Here is a 19,988-nt window from a genome sequence, read left to right on the forward strand (position 1 = left end):
CACCATCCGACAGCGACTCAAGGTCTTGGTAGCTCATCTTCTCTCCACAGAAATGTTGAGGGCAACATTCTTATTCTCCTACCTCCTGCTCTAACTGGCACATCACTCCACTATTCATGCAGGAGGTCTAGTGTAAGACTTAGTTTGCATCTCCCTAGTTACCTCATTACGCGCCGCTGAGCTAGGAGAAGGGTAATTTAGCGGAATTGAATGGTTGGTTAGCAAAATCTAATTGACTTGGCTGTAGCTATAAAAGTTAGGGCAAATAAGGGGCATTTCGAGTGGGGCCGTTTGATCAATGATCGATTGACCACAACTCATGGGATGATAAATTCTCGCGTTTTACCCATTGCAACCCATGCCCAAGCAACGCCTTGATAGCCTTTTAGTCGATCGTGCGCTTTGTGAATCTCGTCAACAGGCACAGCGCTTGATTCAGGCTGGCGAAGTCATGGTCAATCAGCAAGTGGTGGATAAGGCGGGAACGGAAGTAGAGATTACTGCTGCGATCGATATTAAGGCCCGATCACGATTTGTCTCTCGTGGTGGTGAAAAGCTGATTAAGGCACTGGAGCAATTTGGGATCCAGGTGAGCGATCGGGTTTGTTTGGATGGTGGTATTTCCACGGGAGGCTTTACAGACTGTCTGTTGCAGTCGGGGGCAAAGCAGGTTTACGGGATTGATGTGGGCTATGGGCAGGTGGCCTGGAAGCTCCAGCAGGATCCTCGCGTTATTCTCCGGGAACGTACCAACCTACGCAGTCTCACCCCCGAGGCTTTATACCCCGAAGACGCTCTGCATCCAAATTTAGGGGTTGTGGACGTATCCTTCATTTCCCTGGTGAAAGTTTTACCTGCCCTGTGGTCATTGTTGAGCGAACCTCGTGAAGTCGTTCTGCTGGTAAAACCGCAATTTGAAGTCGGACGGGAACGGATTGGCAAAAAAGGCGTGGTTCGGGATCCTAAGGATCAAGCTAATGCGATCGCGCAAGTTTTAGCCGCAGCCCAGGAACTCGGTTGGCAATACTGTGGCTTAACCTACTCGCCCATTACGGGGCCAGCGGGAAATATTGAATATTTGCTGTGGCTGAGCATGAACGGCCTGCAAACTGCACCCAGTATTGACGATCTGCGGCAGCTAGCCCAAACCGCGCGAACCACCCTAACCGCAGAGTTTTAGATCCAACCGATTGCAGGAGATCCAAAGATTTCGGTCAGTTGAATTTGCCAGATCTGCTTGAACTGGCTTGAGCTACTGAGAAAACGCAGCGTTATAAAGTTTTTCGTGGGCAGCGGCGGATTTGAAGAGATCAACGATCGGGTGGGGATAATCAACCCCTAAGCGAACACCCCATTGTTTTTGTTCAAAATGTCCCAATTTCCAAGGTTCATGCACCTGATTGGCGGGCAACTGGGCCAGACAGTGCAGCCAATGTTTGACGTATTCCCCTTGGGGATCATAATCCTTCGCCTGTTTTGTAATGTTGAAGAACCGAAACCCACGGGCATCATTTCCCACCCCAGCGGCATAGTTCCAGTTGCCCCAATTACTACAAACGTCATAGTCAATTAGCTGGGATTCAAAATATTCCGCGCCCATGCGCCAATCGATCCCCAAATTTTTAGTCAGGAAACTCGCGACATTCTGTCGGCCTCGATTGGACATAAAACCAGTTGCAGACAGTTCTTGCATATTGGCATCGACCAGGGGAAATCCCGTTTGTCCCGCTTTCCATTGTTCAAAGCGCGGCCAATCCTGCTTCCAAGGAAATTTCACCCCCCGCAAACCCTCTGGGTAAAAGACTCGATCGCCGTGCTTAGCACAAACCCAACGGAAATAATCCCGCCACAGCAGTTCAAAAATGAGCCAGTAGGTGGAGTCGTTGCGAATTCTTTGAACTTCGTATTGCGTGACCTGTTCGTAGAGATAGCGCGGCGAGAGGCAACCCAAGGCTAACCAAGGAGAGAACTTGCTGGAGTCCTGGGGGTTCAACATGCCGTTGCGGGTTTCTTTGTACACCTTGAGCCGATCGCGTTGCCAGATATAGTCCTGTACACGGGCGATCCCGGCGGTTTCTCCCCCCGTAAATTGAAATTGGCACCGGGGATCGATAGTCGGTTGGGAAATGCCTAGAATCTCTAAGCTCGGCAAGTTCCCCCGATCGAGATGGGCTGGGATGGTTGGTAATTTTTGCGGAGTTGGGTCGCAAGGCTGAATTGTCGAGGATTTTTCGACCTGCTTACGAAAGTTAGTAAAGAGTTCCGGCAAATCCTGGATCGCAAAGGGCAAATCATCGGGCCGATAAAGGGTGTGCCCCCAAGCAGTTTGCACCGGGATTCCCATCTGTTTGAGCGATCGTGCCAAAGCTTGTTCGATGGCCGTTTCTTCAGAAGTCACTTCTCGGTGAAAGGTTACCGTTCTGATGTTAAGCGAGTCTTCATGCTGCAACTGTTGTGCCAGCTTGGGAATTTCTACCTCTGGATGCCCAAGGCGAAGGATGAGATCACTGCCTAGCATTTGCAGGGATCTCCGCAAATCGGCCACGCTTTCCAGTAAGAATTTCGATCGCCATGGCCCCGTTTTAGGAAAACCCAAGGAAGTGGTTCCAAACTGTCGGGGATCAAAGCAGTAGACCGGAAGGACTTCTGCACCAGATTGAGCAGCTTGGCTCAGGAGTCCATGATCGTGAATCCGGAGATCATTGCGAAACCAAAGAATAACTGCGGGTCTAGTCACGATCGTTTACGCTGTGTTGAGAAAATCAGAATTGTTGATAAAAAATATCTGTGCGCAAAATATCTGCGCCCATCTTGCCGTAATCAGGGGCAAAGCTTCCATGAAAAAAGCGATCGCAACGATCGCTTTTCTACTTCATTCCTTAGAGAGGTTAATAGCTATTTGTGAAACCCTATGGTTTTCGTGAAACCCTGTAGCTGTAGCTATGGTTCTTGAACAGCACTCTTCAAGGCTAAACAAGACTATGAAGCTAAACCATCGAAGCTAAACCATCGAAGCTAAACCATCCCTAAAAGTGAGCTACTGACGTAGGCCATTGCAGGAGCCAAGGCAGACACAATTAGCTGCCGTGCAACGCTAAGGGCGACAAACGCCAAAATCGGCGAAAAATCCATGCCTCCTAGGGGCGGAATGATCGATCGAAATAAATTGAGATAGGGATCGGTCAACTGTGAGAGGATTGCCCAAGGCTGGTTATACCACTGAATATTCGGGAACCAACTCAGCAACACTCGCAGCAACAGCAAGCCATTGTAAATGGTTAAAAAAGATAAAAGCGTTTGAATAAGGATAGCGGTGGCTGAGTTCATACGTTGTGCGCTCCCAAACGTTCAGTAAATCGCTCGGATGATTGGATGAATGTGCTTAACTTTTCTAGTTTACTGGATTCTGAGCTTTCGGGGGGAGGCTAGGAATCCTCACTTGTGGGGCTTTCGGGCCGATCGGTCAAGCGGCTTAGTTCCTCTAGCTGGCCACTCCCGTTAACATGGCGCAGTTGTTGTTGTACGCCATCGATCGCATCATTCAATTGAGCGATTTTTTCCTCTAAACTCTGCCGTGCTAGTTCGATCGTCTGCTCCGTTGAAACGGCATCCGAAGCCACCCTCAAAGATCGCTTGCGAGAACGATTGATCCCCTTCGTTTCCGGATCCTCCGGCTTGCTACGGTTAGAAGAAGTTTCGGATTCGTCTTTTCCGGCTGCGCGATGGGTCAGTACTGCCCCCAGCACTCCTCCAGCGAGTCCCCCAATAATTGCCCCTAAAATAAAGCCACTGGAAAAATTATCTTGCTGACTCATGTCCCAATCTGCTCACAACTGCCATCCTGAATTTATCCTATTACGTCGCGTCCCCACTCTTTGATCTCGCCTTGCGACGGGAGTGATTCACAGCAGAGTCAGAAGCTATCGCTACCAGCAAAATCTCGAAGCCTAAGTGCCCGAAAGCAAGTCGCAAAAGCCTAAATTCCAACAGCTAAATTTCGATAAACTTAAGCCCCGAGATGCCTAAATCCCGAGAGGCTAAGTCCCAAGAATCTAAGTCCCAAGAATCTAAGTCCCAAAGGTACGATCGCCCGCATCCCCCAGCCCTGGAACAATGTAGCCTTGACTGTTCAAGGTTTCATCGATCCCTGCTGTAAAAATATTGAGCATTGGATAACTCACACTGAGTTTTTGCAAAGCTGCATGGGCGGCCACCACGGCAACAATCCGAACATTGGTTGGATCAACTCCCCGGCTCGTGAGTTCGTCCAGTGCCATCGTTGTGGTTCCCCCCGTCGCCAGCATTGGATCGGTAATCAGAACCTTCGTATCGGGATTGAGGCGTTCAGGTAGCTTGTTGAGATAGCAACTGGCCTCTAAAGTCTCCTCGTTGCGAACAATTCCCAAATGGTAAATCGATGCCAGCGGTAACAATGCCTGTGCCCCGTCTAAGAGGGCTAACCCAGCTCGTAAAATTGGGACAACGACCACTGGAATTTCAGGATTAATAAAAGTCGCAGGACAACTCGCCAACGGCGTTTCGATCGTAGTCTCCGTTGTCGGCAACCAATCCCGCACGGCTTCATAGGTCAACCATCGTCCCAGCTCAGTCATAGCACTACGGAATAAAGCTGGGGGAGTTCCCGCATCACGGGCAACGCCCAACCAGTGCTTAATGAGCGGATGGGGTGGCACATAAACACGTAGCTGAACAGTCATATCGATCCTATTCCACAGGTACGCAGGTTTTAAGTCTGACCTATCATACTCTGTCCCCGTCTCTAGATCAGGGTCAACCCTAAAGTCTCACAGGATAAAAACTTAGTTTTTCGTTTCTCAATTTATATTTGAACTTGTGATTTGGGCTTCCTCAGCGGCGATCTCATTAGATGTTCTCATGAGAGGGTGCCCCTTTAGTTTAATGCAATTAAATTTCAATAGTATTGACATAGAGTTTCAATAGTCTTAAACTTCTCTATAGTGTTCTCCTCTCTAGAGGATCGGTAGGCGGGGCGTTGCGGCAGCGATCGTATCCCCCCTTTTTTTTATGTTTGCAACTGGCACGCTAGGACTGTGCAACAAACCGTTACACTAAATTACGGACTTTGAAAAACGTGTTTTCTTGGGGATGGGGGTTCATAGCAGTGGTGTCTCAAACAGATTTAACGGGCGATCGTTCTGAAATGCTGCGATCGCAGACAACAGATGCCAAAATTGATCCCCAAATCGATGACGCCATCTACGACACGACCTACGATGCCATTGTGGTGGGTTCTGGGATTGGGGGGTTGGTGACGGCAACCCAACTGGCTGCTAAGGGAGCCAAGGTGTTGGTGCTGGAGCGTTACCTGATCCCCGGTGGCAGTTCGGGCTACTTTGAGCGCAATGGCTATCGCTTTGATGTCGGTGCCTCCATGATTTTTGGCTTTGGTAAAGAAGGCACCACCAATCTGCTAACCCGTGCCTTGGAAGCGGTCGGCATGACGATCGAAACGATCCCCGACCCTGTGCAAATCCATTATCATCTCCCCAATGGACTGGATCCCAAAGTTCATCGCGACTACGAAGCCTTTTTGCAGGAACTGATCCAGCGCTTTCCCGAGGAAGCTGTGGGCATCCGCAAGTTCTATGACGAGTGCTGGAAAGTATTCAATTGCCTGAATGCGATGGAACTTCTGTCCTTAGAAGAACCCCGCTATTTAATGCGGGTGTTTTTCCAGCATCCCTTGGCCTGTTTGGGTTTGGTGAAGTACTTACCCCAAAATGTGGGTGACATTGCCCGTCGCTACATTCAGGATCCTGAACTGCTCAAATTCATTGATATGGAGTGTTACTGCTGGTCAGTTGTTCCAGCAGATATGACGCCGATGATTAATGCAGGCATGGTCTTCAGCGATCGCCACTACGGTGGGATCAATTACCCCAAGGGGGGAGTAGGCGCGATCGCCCAAAAATTAGTGGACGGCCTAGAAAAAGCTGGCGGTAAAATCCTTTACAAAGCACGGGTGACGGAGATTGTTACCGAGAATCACAAAGCCGTGGGGATCAAGCTGGCTGCTGGGCAGATCATTCGTGCCAAACGAATTGTTTCCAATGCAACCCGGTGGGATACCTTTGAAAAATTATTACCGAAGACTGAGATGCCATCTAGTGAGAAAAGATGGCAACAACGCTATCAACAATCTCCAAGCTTCCTCAGTTTGCATCTTGGGGTGAAGGCGGAAGCCCTGCCAGAAGGCACGGATTGTCACCATATCCTGCTAGAAGACTGGGCCAACATAGACGCAGAGCAAGGAACGGTTTTCGTCTCTATTCCCACTTTGCTGGATCCCAGCCTCGCCCCTGAAGGTCACCACATTATTCACGCCTTTACGCCCAGTTCGATCGATCAGTGGAAAAATCTAACCCCTCAAGCTTACGAAGCCAAAAAAGAAGCCGCTGCTGCACAGTTAATTTCCCGCCTGGGAACAGTTTTCCCAAACTTGGCAGCCAATTTGGACTACCAAGAAGTAGGAACAGCACGGACTCACCGGCGTTTTCTAGGTCGCGATAATGGGACCTATGGCCCGATCCCCAGCAAAAAACTGCTTGGCCTTCTCGGTATGCCATTCAATCGGACTTCGATCTCAGGGCTCTATTGTGTGGGTGATAGTACATTTCCTGGACAGGGCTTAAATGCGGTTGCTTTTTCGGGATTTGCCTGCGCTCACCGTATCGCTGTGGATTTGGGACTATAGTGTCTGAGGAACTTGTGTCTATAAATTTATGTCTGAAGAATTGGCATCTGTGAATGTAGGTTTGTGATCTCTATGCGTTTTCTTCAGTGATCTCTATTTTGATGGATGTATTTAACCTATAGGCGTAATTACTATCGGTCGCGTCAATGGTTGATTGTCAATAAAATTGGTGAGTCGCTAATAAAATTGGTGGGTCACTGACTACAGCCCCTGAGGGATTGCATAGTAGCACGTGAATTTGGAACTTTTAATCTTGCCAATCTAATCGGTAGGCGCGACTGGCAGCGATCCCCAAACGTTTCAGACTTTTTCTAGATTGGATCTGCATAACTGCCTAAATTAATTGGGTATGACTATAGTTGAGATCAAGAATTCCGATCGCCAACCAATGAATTGATCTTCTATCATCGATCCCATACGGCGATGGAAGACCTTGTGGAGCTAAGCTGCATAGGGTCTTCACCAGGTTGATTGCAGTGACCATTCTGCAATTTCACAAATTTATTTATTGAAGATCAAAAATAGGGAGAATTTTTCCCGAGTTTTTACGGAGCCACCTTACTAAAAGCTCTGTCATCTTAATCAACAGCACCCTCTTATCTAGGGAGTTTAGGCAATGCTACGGAATAGGTTATCAGGCAATCAGCAGACACCATGGGATACAGCACGGGAACTTAATCCCAAAATGTAGTTCTGATCGCTCAATGAGTTTCAAGAATCAGCTTAACGCGTTCAAGATAGTTTTCCCTTCGTCCTTTCCCTTCTTCGCACTACGTCAGGCTTTTCTAGGAGCATTCCTGATTCCGTACCCTATGAATGATCTCGCTCCGATCGGGTAAATCTCACTGAATTTTAATTTGAATGAATGATGAAGTTCATTTGATTAGTTCATCCTAGAGATGTCATCAATAGTTGTTCTTAAGGATGTCATCCACAAGACAAAGGAATGGTTAAATTTGTAGCTAAAGTTACAGCGAACAACGAGGTGATTAAATCTTGAAAGATGCACTAGAAGCCACTCTGCTGATTTTCAGGTATTCTTCGTAGCCAACTGATATTTTCACTATCTCTTCTCACAAACGACTGATGTTCTGCTGTTAGCTTTACGGAATTTAAAACTTTGCATGGGTATCTTAGGGAAAGAAGGTAATCAGGAACGTATCCTACCCCGGCAAAGTGACTGTGACCCTTGTAACGATGTGACCCTTGTAACGATCGATAGCTTCAGGTTCGAAAAGGTGATGTGTTATGTCTCAAATGAATTTGGCTTCTCAACTCCAACCCCCAACCCCAACCCTCCTAGACCACTTGCTGACTCCTGTCCGGAATTGGCTAGACTCGATCGAAATTACCGATCGTAAAACCGCTCACCGAATTTGCAAGTTGATCCCCGCTCAATGTCCCTTTGAGCGTGATGTCATGCTCTTTGGCCGCAAGGTGGCTCATATTCCGCCAATGTGCAAACTGAACCCCCTGTACGACCAATTCGTTGGTTTACGATTCCGCTCTCTCTGCTACTTAGTAGATGTCTGTGGGGAAACCATTTCCTTCTGAATCAGTCCTGGATTTAAACCCCGACCGATAAAAACCAGTTTAGTCTGTCTAAGTTCTTCCGGTTGCCAACGGCGATCGTAGAACTGCTCAAACCGATTTCCTACCCCCTGTATCACCAATCGCATCGGCTTATGGGGAACGGCTACAAATCCTTTAATTCGATAAATTTCCTGTTGTTGGACGAGGGCTTCTAGTCGCTGCCGAAGCACCTCTGGCTCAAAGGTTTGATCCAGTAATACATAGGTTGAGTCAATCTCGTCATCATGATCATGATCCTCTTCAAAGTCATGGTGACTGGGACGGCTCGCCAAATCATCTTCCACGGCTGCATTGAAGCCTAGTAATAAGTCCGTTGATAATGCTTCAGGTTGGGATCGTCCATGGGTGATGATTTTAACCGATCGGGGTAACTCCTGCTGTACCAGTGCTTGCACTTGGCTCATTTCTGCGGAGGTGACTAAATCCGCCTTATTGAGAATGACGAGATCGGCACAGGCTAATTGATCTTCAAATAATTCCTGTAACGGTGTTTCATGATCTAAATTGGGATCCGCTTGACGTTGGGTTTCAAGGGCTTGGGGATCCTGGGCTAAGGTGCCACGGGCAACCGCTTCGCAATCTACGATGGTAATCACTCCATCGACGGTAACCGCATGGCAAATATCTTGCCACTTAAAGGCTTTAATTAACGGTTTGGGCAATGCTAAACCCGATGTTTCAATTAAGATGCAATCAATGCTGTCGCGACGTTTGATTAATTCTTGCATAATGGGATAAAACTCTTCCTGCACGGTGCAGCAGAGACAACCATTATTGAGCTCTACAATATTACTGGCTAGATTATGGGCCAGTGGATCTGGAGCGATCGGCGGGTCTACGTCATCACAAATCTGGCAAGCTCGTAGGAGATCCCCATCAATCCCTAGTTCGCCAAATTCATTGACTAACACCGCAATGCGGCGACCTTGGCTATTTTGCAGGAGGTGGCGAATTAAACTCGTTTTGCCGCTACCGAGAAAACCAGTGATGATGGTGACGGGAATTTTGGCTGCCATGCTGTGGGAACCCAATGAATCGAACAATCGATTATCCTACGCGATCGTGGGAATTTCAACTATCCACCCCCGAGGGACGTTTTGAGTAGCCAGAACCATCAGCGATCGTTTTCTCTGATACCTTCTAGACTCCAATGTATTCAAATTGTTTATCTGAAAAGCGGCGAAGGTGACATTTCTAATTGTAAATTCTGATCAAAGTGGGCGAAGTCAAAAAAGCTTGTTAAGCTTTGTAAAAGTGACGTGCAAATCCACTGGATTTTCTAGTTTGTTCAATGACAACCATGAGCTAGGCCCCGTCAGATGGCCTACTCCTTACAATCCAATAAGTTTGAACCTAACTGAGAGCACACAACTGAGAACACACAACTGAGACTATAAAGTAGGCATTACTGAAGAGGTAAAACTGACAAACGAACTTCATCCAACAGAAAACTCTGTGTAACATTCTTTTGGATGTCAAAAAGAAAAATGCAGAAACGGTGCTGTTTCTCTTTTGGTATTGTCTTAGAGCCTCTGATATTGGCTTAGAAACTATGGAGCCAATTACCGCTAGTAACAAAGTAAATCCAAGAGTCAGTTAACGACTGGCGAAATTTGTGAGTACATAATCTCCCTGAAATTCAAGTTTGATTTTGATGTTTGCTGAAATGCTTGGAAGACTTCACCTGTGTTGGTTTAGACTTTGCACGTCCTTATTGCAGTTAAGAGGTCTAAATTATGAACATCAATGGCAAAAATGCCCTGATTACTGGAGCATCTCGTGGCATTGGTCGGGCGATTGCGCTGGAATTAGCGCGTCAAGGAGCAAACCGATTACTGCTGGTAGCGCGGGATCGAGATCAGCTACAACAAGTAGCGACTGAAGTGAAAGAGTTGGGGGTCGAAGCCAGCATTCTACCGCTGGATTTAACAGACGCTCGATCGGTTCATTTAGCCATTACTCAAGCATGGCAAACCCAAGGGCCGATCGATCTACTGGTCAATTGTGCTGGAGTGGCCTATCAAGCACCTTTTTTACAATCTCAACTAGCGCAAGTGCAGCAAGAAATTTCCACCAACTACCTGGGCGCTTATTCCATTACGCAAGTCGTGGCTCGTTTGATGGTTGATTGTCATAGGGGCGCGATCGTCAATGTGGGTAGTCTCATGGGTAAAGTGGCAGCTCCTACGCTGACAGGGTATTCTGCGTCCAAATTTGCCTTGTTAGGCTTTACCCAAGCCCTCCGCCATGAGTTAGCACCTTACAACATTCAAGTGATGGCTCTGTTGCCGACCCTGACCGACACCGATATGGCTGAACAGATCAACACCTTTCAGGGGGTTGCCGCAATTTCTGCCGAGCACGTTGCAAAAGTTTTGGTACAAGGTTTGCAACAAGCTCGATCTGAAATCGCTGTGGGATGGCAAGGGCATCTGCTCTTATTGGGGAATCGAATCAGTCCTACGCTGGTGCAATGGATCGTCCATCACGCCAGTCGGCATTTAATTTTGGCCGAACCTTCCACCCGTCAGGCTGCGTGGAGGAACATCATTCCGCATCGCCTAGGACAACGGCTGATGCAGGTACGTCGCAGTTTGTTGCTGTGGCGTCGCTTTAGATCCCGTCTATCTTGGCGATTCGCCTCCCTCAAAGGTTAATCGATCGTTGATTGGATAGGGAACCTAAAAAGCCTTGGATACTCCTAAAACGATAGGAGAATGTCCAAGGCTTTAAAGTCCCAAATCAGGAGATTAGGGGAACATTTCTTAATCATTTTGAGGCATTGTTTGAGGCATTGCTGGTAGAGATTGATTGAGTCAAAATAAATTTACAACTTTAAAACTCGATCGATTGGAGGCATGATTCAGCCACCAACTTAAATGAAATGGATCTAATGACGATGATCAAATTCTTGTTGATTGCAGCGAATTTCACAATGTTGCAGGGCTTCTGCATCTCCCGTTTCAATTTGAATCGTGGGATGGTCAATGCCAAAGGTAGCATGGAGATGATGATAGAGATTCGCTAAAAAAGCATCGCCCGGATTACCAGTGGGAATAACTAAATGGGCAGTTAGAGCTGTTTCTGTAGAGCTCATTGCCCAAATGTGTAAGTCATGTACCCGTTCCACGATCGGTAAATCAATCAAATAGCGATACACAGCCCTGGGATCAATTTGTTTGGGGACACCATCTACCGCTAAATGCAGGGATTCGTTTAATAAATCCCATGCACCCCAAATAATGCCTAGGGTGACTAACAAACTTACGATCGGATCAAGCCAATTCCAATGGGTGACTGCAATCAAGAGTCCTGCGATAACAACCCCCAAAGATGCCACTGCATCACTAACGAGATGTAAAAAAGCGCCCCGTAAATTGATATCCTGGTGGCGTCCTCGAAGAAACAATAGAGCACTGCCAGTGTTAATCAAAATACCGATCGCGGCGACCACTATCATCGTACTACTGGCAACGACTTCAGGATGTTGCAAGCGCTGAATGGCTTCCCAAATGATCCCTCCACAGGCGATTAACAATAAGACTGCATTGGCTAAAGGCGCAAGAATGGATGCCTTGCGTAAACCATAGGTGCGCTTGAGACTGGCCCGACGACGAACTAGTAAACTAGCGCCCCAGGCCAATAGCAAGCCCAAGACATCACTTAGGTTATGGCCTGCATCTGCAATGAGTGCTAGAGAGTTACTCAGAAGACCATAGGTAACTTCGATCAGAGTAAAGGCAATATTAAGCCCAACACTGATCAAAAAAGCTCGATCGAAACGACCCGGCAAAGCGTGATGATTATGAGAATGGTTATGAGAATGATTATGAGAATGGTTATGTTGGGAGTGAGTCATGGCGAATCGTGATCAGAAGCATCACTTGAAAATTGGACTTTGTCCAATTGTGACACCTCCTTGATCCACTGAAGCAATGCCTTGGAGCCGAACCCCATCCCCGACAGTCAACGCCCCTTGACCATCGGGTAAACCATCCCGGAAATTCCCTTCATAGGTGTTGGTGTTACTCAGACTCAGGACACCCCGACCACTGGCTTGGCTCTCCCGGAAAGCGCCTTCATAGCGAGACCTGTCGGCTCTGACCAATAAGCCTTGGCCGTGGAGTTTATTATTGCGAAACTGCCCTTCGTAGCGATCGCCATTCGCTGTCTTCAAAACACCGTTCCCGTAGAGATTGCCATCCCGAAACTGCCCTGTGTATTGCGTCCCATTGCCAAAGGTTAAGCTGCCTTCCCCATCGGGAAGACCATTGCGGAACGTGCCATTATAACGACTGCCATTTTCCATGACTAGGCTGCCCCGTCCGCTAAATCCCCCGGTCGTTAGCTGAACCACCACGACATCCGCTTGGCCTAGGCTAATGGTTCCTCGTCCATCGGGGAGTCCTTTCTTGAACTGTCCTTCGTAACGATCGCCATTGCTGAGCATAAGCTTACCAACGCCTTCTCGTACGCCCTCTCGCAATTCGCCTTCATAGCGGTTGCCATTGGCAAGACTGAGCGCCCCAATGCCCGTAAAGGGACTGCTAGGAACCTCTACTCGAATGCGCTGCATGCTGCTATTGATGATTAATACACCATTGCCTTCTGGCAGACCATTGACAAACAATCCTTTATAACGATCGCCGCTGGCGAGGATCATGATCCCAATGCCATCGGGAATCCCGCTGCGCAACTCGCCTTCATAGCGGCTCCCATCGTTAATAAACAGCTTGCCTGTGCCATCTGGTAGCCCATCTCTAAATTCTCCTTCGTAGCGATCGCCATTGGGGTAGAGACAACTCCCGCGACCATTTAATTGACCATCTTGCACTTCGCCAACACACCGGACTCCACTGGAGGTCATTTCCTCCGCTTGTACGACTGCTGGTAGTGCGAAAGGTAAACTAAGCGAGGCACCAATGATCAAAAAAAACAAAGGAGAGAATTTCATAGGAAGAAACGTTCACTTCAAATGGAGAACTAACACCCACTGACAATAACCGTACAATACCGGACGGAATTTCAGAAGATTCTACGTAACCTTACTATTCTGGACAAAAATCGCTATGTAATTAAGCGTAAATACTCGGAGTGCTGAATAGCAGCGAGTTTTACATAAATTTCAGAGTTCTGTAAGTTTGACAAACAAAATTGTCCCTCACAGATCCCCTGTCCTTGGACGCAGAATCCACTGTCGGGGAAGATTAGGGTGGGGAGTAAAGGCTATTGGCAGAGCCGGGAGGAAGGAATTTTCTCTGACGCTCTGCTAGAGAAAACTACCTTGAGGGGAGAAGTGACCCGATCTGTACGACTGAGTAGCCCTGACGATCGTGTCGCACTACGAGTTGATCGAATTCACGCCAGAGTTAGAGCTAGGCAAGCTCCCAATGAGAAGCTAGGTAAGAAAAAGTTCAGTAGACGCAAGAATCCAGTAGACGCAAAAAATTTAGTAGACGCAAAAAATGCACAGATCCCCCGTCAGTCTTTTTTAAGATGCCCAGAAGATTTTAAATATCGACATATATATCTCTTCAAAATGAGGTTAATCAAATCGATGACGTGCCTGACTCAAGCAGTTAACCTCTAAATACCGGAAAACCCTAGCAAGATTTCGAGATGATTCAGTTCAATACCAACAAGTCAAACATTTTTGTTGCTTATTTGTAGTCTAGAAGGGTTGTCGCTGACAAGCTGAATTAACTCAGATGGGCGAATCGATCGAACTTAGATGACATTTAGCTACATTTAGATGACATTTGGCTACACCAGTGAGGAAAGGGCTGTTAGTCTTTACCCGCTTGAGTGTACCTGGATCAGGCTGTTCAGATTAGAAATCCCTAATCTGAACACAGTACCCATGGCTCAAATCAATCTTTACAGACAAAGTTAAAGGACGCTCTAACGAACGTCCTTATGCCGATATCGATGATTTTAGAATGATGGCTTAACCGATCATTTCAGATAAGCTATTTGCCAACCTAACCGAACCAGACAACCTTCCTAGGCCAATCCTAAGATTAGTTTTCAGCGGGTGCAAACTCTTCCGTGCTGCCACGACGGCTGCGACGGGTGAGTAGGTTGAACAGTTGAACCCCGATCGCCTTGATCAGGTTGCCTTCCAGTTCCTTGAACATGTTCATGTTGTGGTGGAAAGCACCGTTGGCTTCGTTCACGATTTGATCAACGGTTGCTGCGTCAATCTCCAGACTGTCCAGGGTTTCCCGGTACATCTTTTTGAAGGCTTTCTCGTCATCAATGTGCTTGAATTCGTAGAAGTTGGTGCCTTCGCCTTCGTTGAGGTTCATGGCGTTGACCGCAATCTTCTTGAGAATTTGTCCACCGGACAGATCGCCGATGTAGCGGGTGTAGAGATGTGCCACCATCAGCTCAGGCTGTTCTGTGCCAACCTTTTTGATCTCATCAATGTAGGCTTTGGTAGCGGGAGAGGGCGAAATTTCCGATCGCCAGTTAGGGCCGTAGTAGTATTCCAAATCTTTCTCGAGGCTACCCTTGCGATCGAGCTCTGGGAAATACATTTTGCCCATCACGGGGTGATTTCTGAGCTTGTGCATTTCCTCTTCCATCGTCGAATAGACGTAGTAAAGGTTGGCAACTAGCTTACGGTAAGAGCTTTTCTCAACAGTGCCTCTCAAAAAGCAAGCGATAAACCCCGTATTCTCCGCCATGGTATGAGCTTTCTTAGTGCCCTCGCGGAGTTTCAATGCTAAATTGGTGCTCATTTTAACTTTCCCAACACTTTTAAGGTTCCCAATGGCTTCAGTGTTCCAGGGGTTTAGGAGTCCCAGTGGCTCACAACTGCACGATTGAATTTAACTTCAGCGAAGAATTGTTCACCGAAGAGTACAGGCTGGATTTAACCTGCCATTGTTAAATTAATCTGATTTGATGAACGTTTTTATTACGAATCTTTAAATTCGTTAGGTTCGTTACATTATTTTCAAAATTCGCAAATTTTCCCTGATGGGAAGACGAACGGAGGCAATAGAGACTCGGGTTGGAGCCTAGGCGAGGATTTCAACGATCGTGCCAATTTGCACCACCCCATAGAGTTCGTTAATGTCCTGGGTTTTGAGTGCTGGACAGCCCCACGTCCAATTAATACGCTGATCTACCCAGTGATCACTACCGATCGGAACCCCATGAATCCCGACTTCACTGCCAATGGTACTAAATAACGGAATTTTCCCCTGTTGCTTGGCTTGGTGGTGTTTGCACTCCGATTGGGGATTGGGATAATCCAGCCAGAGAAACTTAGACCAGTCAGGATGGGGATATTTATCTTGGATTTTTAAAATGCCTTCCGGTGTTTTTTTGTCGCCTTCTTGCCGTTTGTCGCCTTGGGGGTTGCCAAACACAACGGCGTAGGACTTTAGAGGCTTTTGGTCGTAATACAGGGTTAACCGATGGTGGGATTTTTCAATCAGGATGGAGACTTTGCTGCGATCGAAGTGAGGTGGCAGCAGCGTTGCTAAAGGACGATCGGAATTAAGGGCAGCAGTGGGTTGGGTATGCAATCTAGCGTCTGCGGGACAGTGAATGGGCGTAGTGAGAGCCAGAAGTTGGCTTAGGGATGGGATCAGCCCCCGCTTGGTGGCTAGGTGATAACTCAATCCTAAACCTAGAATGGCTAGGAACGTTGCCCGGATTAGCTTAGAGGATAAGTACTTGTGCATTACCTCAAAAGGGTAGGAACTCTTGAACAAGATTCAAGATTTGCTTTAAAAATTCCCCACAAGTTGGCATTTCTTGGGTGAACGGATAGAAATGTTTGGGTTTGAGATGTTAGATGTTGGGTCGGTTCTGCCGTGGTTCTTTCCCTAGGATCGGGATTTGTCTGCCTATCTGGAACTTTTGGGGCAGCAAATCTGTCGCTACAATCGACTTGTTCTAGCAAACGACTTGTTCTGGCAAACTTTTCTAGTCAAACGGTTCTGGTCTTGCAAACGTTCAGCGCAGAAGGATAGAGCACCCATGGGAAGCACCGGATGGAAATGTTGGAGCCTGGGGGTTCTCGCCAGTGGGGCGATCGGACTGACTTGGGGATCTCCGGCTCAGGCTGCGGAGCAATTGACCCTGCGCTTTGGCCCCTTTGAGCAGGTGGTCAGCGTGGCGGAGGTGGAAGCCTATGCCAAAACGGGGAAGGTTTCGCCGAGTCTGCAATTTTTCTCGGTGGTGCTGACGCCGGAAACCCGTAAGGCGTTGACTACGAAACTGGAAATGGATCCTCAGGTGAGTGGACAGGTGGTGGGGGATTTGTTGAAGTCTCCAGCGGGTCAACAGTTGATGCGAAATTTGCAATCCGCTGCCCCAGGGCTGACAGCAGAAGCAATTCAAGCTGGGGTGACGATCGCGGCAAAACAGTTTGGGGGATTGGATGCGGTGGGCATATTGAAGGCAATTCCCCAGAAAAATATTACGATCGATGTGTCGGAAGCGGCGGCGTTAGGGTCGAAGTTGAATTTGACCTATTGGCAAAGTCAGGCCACGAGTACATTGTTACAGCGCAGTTTGGCGGTGGAAAAAACGAATTTTTCTGCGCCGTTTGATCCCAGTTTGCCCGGAAAAATTGCAGTGCAATCCCAAACGATCGTCTTAACGGATACGCGCCGTCAGCGATCGTTGCCCGTAGATTTGTATGTACCAGAGGCGGTGCAAGGGCCGATCGTGGTCATTTCACCGGGCTTTGAATCGAGCAAGCAATTCCTAACCTATGTAGCCCAGCATTTGGCTTCCCATGGCTTTAGCGTTGTGGCTATTGATCACCCCTCTGTATTTCAAAATCAAACCCGTCCGACGCTAAATCCAGAGAAGTTGTTACCACCCCAGGAATTGCTCGATCGACCCAAAGATATTTCCTTTGTGTTGGATGAGTTAGCCAAGCGGACGGAGTTTTCAGGCAAGGTGAATGTACAAAAGGCGATCGTGCTTGGCCACTCCCTCGGCGGGTATGGGGCGCTGGCCTTGGCAGGGGGCGAACTTCAGTTGGATGAGTTGCGGCAGTTTTGCAAAAAAAGCAAAATTATTCAGCGGACTCCAGCGGATTGGTTGCAGTGTTCGGGAACGGAATTAGCGGGTAATCGGATCAGTCTACGGGATAACCGGGTGGTGGGCACGATCGCGCTGAATCCTGCAGTGGGTAAAATTTTTGGCAAGTCGGGTTTATCCCAAGTGAAAACGCCAACGGTGATGCTAGCCAGTACGGATGATAGTTTGACTCCCCCATTAACCCAGCAATTGCAACCGTTTATGCAATTACCAACACCCAAGTATTTGATGACGGCGATCGGGGCAACGCATCTGAGTGTGAGCGATCGGGAGCGGTTTCAAGTGGGAACAGCAGCCCGCACCTTGGTGAAGGAGAAGGTGGGGTCGGAGGTTGATCCGTTACGGCGGGCGGTGTTGGGGGTGAGTTTGGCATTTGTGAAACAGCAGACGCCGGAAGCGGAGAAGTATAAGCCGTTTTTAAGTGCGGGTTATGTGCAGTCGATCGCCACTGCGGGGATGCCGTTGCGGATGAATTCGGAATTGCCAACGGGGGTGACGCGGCTACTCAAGTTAGCAGGAATGGTTTAGCAGGGTTTCCCCATTACAGAACACTCCGAGAATCATGAAGATCCTTAACAGCCTATCGCCAAAACTTAAGAATTTCCAACCCCAGAATTAAGAATTGTAGGGATTCCCACCGACCCTCAAGCTCCTCAGTTACCAAATAAAGAAGCCACGATCGATATGATGCGATCGCGCCGCTCGATCGTACCTAGGGAGTTTGGGGAGTTTAGCCATGCCATTTCGCCACATGCTTCGCGCATGGAAATATTTTGTCTTAGCACTGTTGATGGTCATTTTAACCATTGTCGTAGGGCCATCCCAGCAAGGCATTCAGACTCCCCTCAGCCAAGCCCAAACCGCCGCCGCATGGCCGATCGTCGCCCCCAGGCCCAATCCAACCTTACCCGATTGGATCAGCCAAATCAGCCCCACCGGACAAGTCGATCCCCTCTCCCAAATCCGCATCCAATTCAAAAATCCCCTCATCCCCCTCGAAGCCCTCGGCAGCCCAGAACAACAGGCACTGCTGCAAAAATTTGAAATCACCCCCAACCTCCCAGGCCGCTTCCGCTTCCTCACCCCCCGCATGGTCGGCTTCCAAGCCGATCGCGCCCTCCCCAAAGCCACCCGCATCAAAGTCACCCTCAAAGCCGGTCTAGCCGACTTCAACAATCACCAACTGAATCAAGATATTAGCTGGACATTCAACACCGAAGCCATTCGTTTAACCGAATTACCCACCTTACCCTCCGATCCCGAAATCAGCCCAGACCCCATTGGACTAGAACCCGAACTCGAAATCACCTCCAACGTCGAACTCGATATTAGTTCCGTCAACGCTAAACTCATCGCTGAGGGATCCGGTTCCACAATCCCGCTGACTATCAAACCGAAATCCGATTCAGAAACATCCCAACGATTCGATCGCTTCCGCGAACCCCAAGAAGACTTCAACCCCGCCAGCAAAGCCTGGATTTACACCCTCAAGCCCCAAAACCGCCTAAATAAAGCCACCCGCTATCGGCTAGAAGTGGCCCCCGGCCTCCGTCCCAAGGAAGGCAACCTCCTCAGCGAAACCCCCTTTGTGGGCGGACTCATGACCTACGGCCCCCTGCAATTCCGAAGCTTAGACCGGATCAATCCCCCCGACGCAGGCGGAGCCTATGGCCGCTTCGTCAAAGGCAACGCACAACTCATATTCACCAACGGCCTCCTCGCAGAATCCGCCAAAAACGCCATCACCCTCGACCCCGCCCCCAAACCCAACACCCGCTGGCTGCAAGTCTACGACGACGATCGCGTCATTACCCTCAACCCCTGGGCCTTAGAACCCCGCAAAAAATACCGCATCACGATCGCCCCAACCCTCAAAGACCAATTTGGGCAAACCCTCGACAAACCCGTCACCGTGGAATTTGAAACCGGAGAAGTCGCCGCAGACTTTTGGGCACCCTCCGGCCTCAACATCTTCCCCACTACCAAAAACCTCCAACTCAACCTCTCCGCCATCAATCTGCCCAAACGGGAATACAAAGCCGCCTACCGCGTCGTGCAGCCCACGGATTTGGTCTATTACGATTCCGCCGAAGCCCAGGAAAAACAACCTGGCCTATTACCCGACGCCAAAACCTGGCAACCGATCGCCCTACCCGCCACTCTGCCCAACACCAGCCAAACCATCCCCATCCCCATCCAAGACAAGCTCGGCGGCCCCACGGGAATGCTGGCCTACGGCGTCCAAGCCCGCACCTATGAATACACCGAAGAAGGGCGCACCCAATGGCGCGAACCCACTCATTCCGGACTGGTGCAACTAACCAATTTAGGCGTCTTTTCCCAGTGGTTCCCCGACTCCGGCTTGGTTCGCGTCCATCACCTCTCCGATGGTTCAGCCGTCCAAAACGCCAAGGTAGAGGTGTATCGATCGCGCCTCGCCGCCAAATCCCGACCCGCCCCCACCCCCTGCCCCACCCCCCCCCCCTACCCCCCCCCCCCCCCCCCCCCCCCCCCCCCCCCCCCCCCCCCCCCCCCCCCCCCCCCCCCCCCCCCCCCCCCCCCCCCCCCCCCCCCCCCCCCCCCCCCCCCC

At 49.0% G+C, this 19,988-nt stretch carries 15 protein-coding genes; 6 read left to right on the forward strand and 9 right to left on the reverse strand.

The window, feature by feature from the left end; genetic code table 11:
• Window positions 1-358: 358 nt before the first annotated feature.
• Window positions 359-1,180, forward strand: a complete 822-nt coding sequence (locus tag ACN4EG_RS23595; RefSeq protein ID WP_431632716.1) for a TlyA family RNA methyltransferase — start codon at window positions 359-361, stop codon at window positions 1,178-1,180.
• 72 nt (window positions 1,181-1,252) lie between these two features.
• Here ACN4EG_RS23595 and ACN4EG_RS23600 read toward each other — a convergent pair whose 3' ends face one another.
• The 4 genes from ACN4EG_RS23600 to upp all read right to left on the reverse strand — a co-directional run bounded on the left by ACN4EG_RS23600 (window position 1,253) and on the right by upp (window position 4,718).
• Window positions 1,253-2,737: a DASH family cryptochrome gene (locus ACN4EG_RS23600; RefSeq protein WP_431632717.1), complete on the reverse strand. Its 1,485-nt coding sequence runs from the start codon at window positions 2,735-2,737 to the stop codon at window positions 1,253-1,255.
• Window positions 2,738-3,015: 278 nt separating this feature from the next.
• A complete protein-coding gene (locus ACN4EG_RS23605) occupies window positions 3,016-3,327 on the reverse strand; it encodes a YggT family protein (protein ID WP_190570985.1) in 312 nt (103 codons plus the stop codon).
• Window positions 3,328-3,425: 98 nt separating this feature from the next.
• Window positions 3,426-3,815: a hypothetical protein gene (locus ACN4EG_RS23610; RefSeq protein ID WP_431632718.1), complete on the reverse strand. Its 390-nt coding sequence runs from the start codon at window positions 3,813-3,815 to the stop codon at window positions 3,426-3,428.
• Between the two features lie 252 nt (window positions 3,816-4,067).
• Window positions 4,068-4,718 (reverse strand): uracil phosphoribosyltransferase, encoded by a 651-nt coding sequence (upp, locus tag ACN4EG_RS23615; protein ID WP_431632719.1) that lies wholly within the window; start codon window positions 4,716-4,718, stop codon window positions 4,068-4,070.
• A gap of 425 nt (window positions 4,719-5,143) precedes the next feature.
• Between upp and crtH the strand changes: the two genes are divergently transcribed.
• Together crtH and ACN4EG_RS23625 are read left to right on the forward strand one after the other, a co-directional pair.
• Complete coding sequence (gene crtH / locus ACN4EG_RS23620) at window positions 5,144-6,736, forward strand: carotenoid isomerase (protein WP_431632720.1); 1,593 nt, start codon at window positions 5,144-5,146, stop codon at window positions 6,734-6,736.
• A 1,248-nt stretch (window positions 6,737-7,984) separates the two neighbouring features.
• Window positions 7,985-8,290 carry a Mo-dependent nitrogenase C-terminal domain-containing protein gene (locus tag ACN4EG_RS23625; RefSeq protein ID WP_431632721.1) on the forward strand — a complete coding sequence of 102 codons (306 nt, stop codon included), beginning with the start codon at window positions 7,985-7,987 and terminating at the stop codon, window positions 8,288-8,290.
• Here ACN4EG_RS23625 and cobW read toward each other — a convergent pair.
• Window positions 8,251-9,345 carry a cobalamin biosynthesis protein CobW gene (gene cobW, locus ACN4EG_RS23630; protein ID WP_431632722.1) on the reverse strand — a complete coding sequence of 365 codons (1,095 nt, stop codon included), beginning with the start codon at window positions 9,343-9,345 and terminating at the stop codon, window positions 8,251-8,253. The genes ACN4EG_RS23625 and cobW overlap by 40 nt on opposite strands.
• A 720-nt stretch (window positions 9,346-10,065) precedes the next feature.
• Here cobW and ACN4EG_RS23635 point away from each other — a divergent pair.
• A complete protein-coding gene (locus ACN4EG_RS23635) occupies window positions 10,066-10,986 on the forward strand; it encodes an SDR family NAD(P)-dependent oxidoreductase (protein WP_431632724.1) in 921 nt (306 codons plus the stop codon).
• Between the two features lie 233 nt (window positions 10,987-11,219).
• Here the strand turns inward: ACN4EG_RS23635 and ACN4EG_RS23640 are convergent, their stop codons facing one another.
• The 4 genes from ACN4EG_RS23640 to ACN4EG_RS23655 all read right to left on the reverse strand — a co-directional run bounded on the left by ACN4EG_RS23640 (window position 11,220) and on the right by ACN4EG_RS23655 (window position 16,026).
• Window positions 11,220-12,188, reverse strand: coding sequence for a cation diffusion facilitator family transporter (locus ACN4EG_RS23640; RefSeq protein ID WP_431632725.1), 969 nt, complete (start codon window positions 12,186-12,188; stop codon window positions 11,220-11,222).
• Window positions 12,189-12,209: 21 nt separating this feature from the next.
• Window positions 12,210-13,283 (reverse strand): MORN repeat-containing protein, encoded by a 1,074-nt coding sequence (locus ACN4EG_RS23645; protein WP_431632726.1) that lies wholly within the window; start codon window positions 13,281-13,283, stop codon window positions 12,210-12,212.
• Between the two features lie 1,066 nt (window positions 13,284-14,349).
• Window positions 14,350-15,072, reverse strand: coding sequence for a biliverdin-producing heme oxygenase (locus tag ACN4EG_RS23650; RefSeq protein WP_431632727.1), 723 nt, complete (start codon window positions 15,070-15,072; stop codon window positions 14,350-14,352).
• A 282-nt stretch (window positions 15,073-15,354) separates the two neighbouring features.
• Window positions 15,355-16,026 (reverse strand): L,D-transpeptidase family protein, encoded by a 672-nt coding sequence (locus ACN4EG_RS23655; protein ID WP_431632728.1) that lies wholly within the window; start codon window positions 16,024-16,026, stop codon window positions 15,355-15,357.
• Window positions 16,027-16,324: 298 nt separating this feature from the next.
• Between ACN4EG_RS23655 and ACN4EG_RS23660 the strand changes: the two genes are divergently transcribed.
• Both ACN4EG_RS23660 and ACN4EG_RS23665 read left to right on the forward strand, forming a co-directional pair.
• Window positions 16,325-17,926, forward strand: a complete 1,602-nt coding sequence (locus tag ACN4EG_RS23660) for an alpha/beta hydrolase (protein ID WP_431632729.1) — start codon at window positions 16,325-16,327, stop codon at window positions 17,924-17,926.
• Between the two features lie 208 nt (window positions 17,927-18,134).
• Window positions 18,135-19,988, forward strand: a 1,854-nt coding sequence (locus ACN4EG_RS23665) for an Ig-like domain-containing protein (RefSeq protein WP_431632730.1), incomplete at its 3' end; no start/stop codon positions are given.

Source organism: Alkalinema pantanalense CENA528 (assembly GCF_050753345.1).
In the GTDB taxonomy this organism is placed as follows: Bacteria; Cyanobacteriota; Cyanobacteriia; order Leptolyngbyales; family Leptolyngbyaceae; genus Alkalinema; species Alkalinema pantanalense.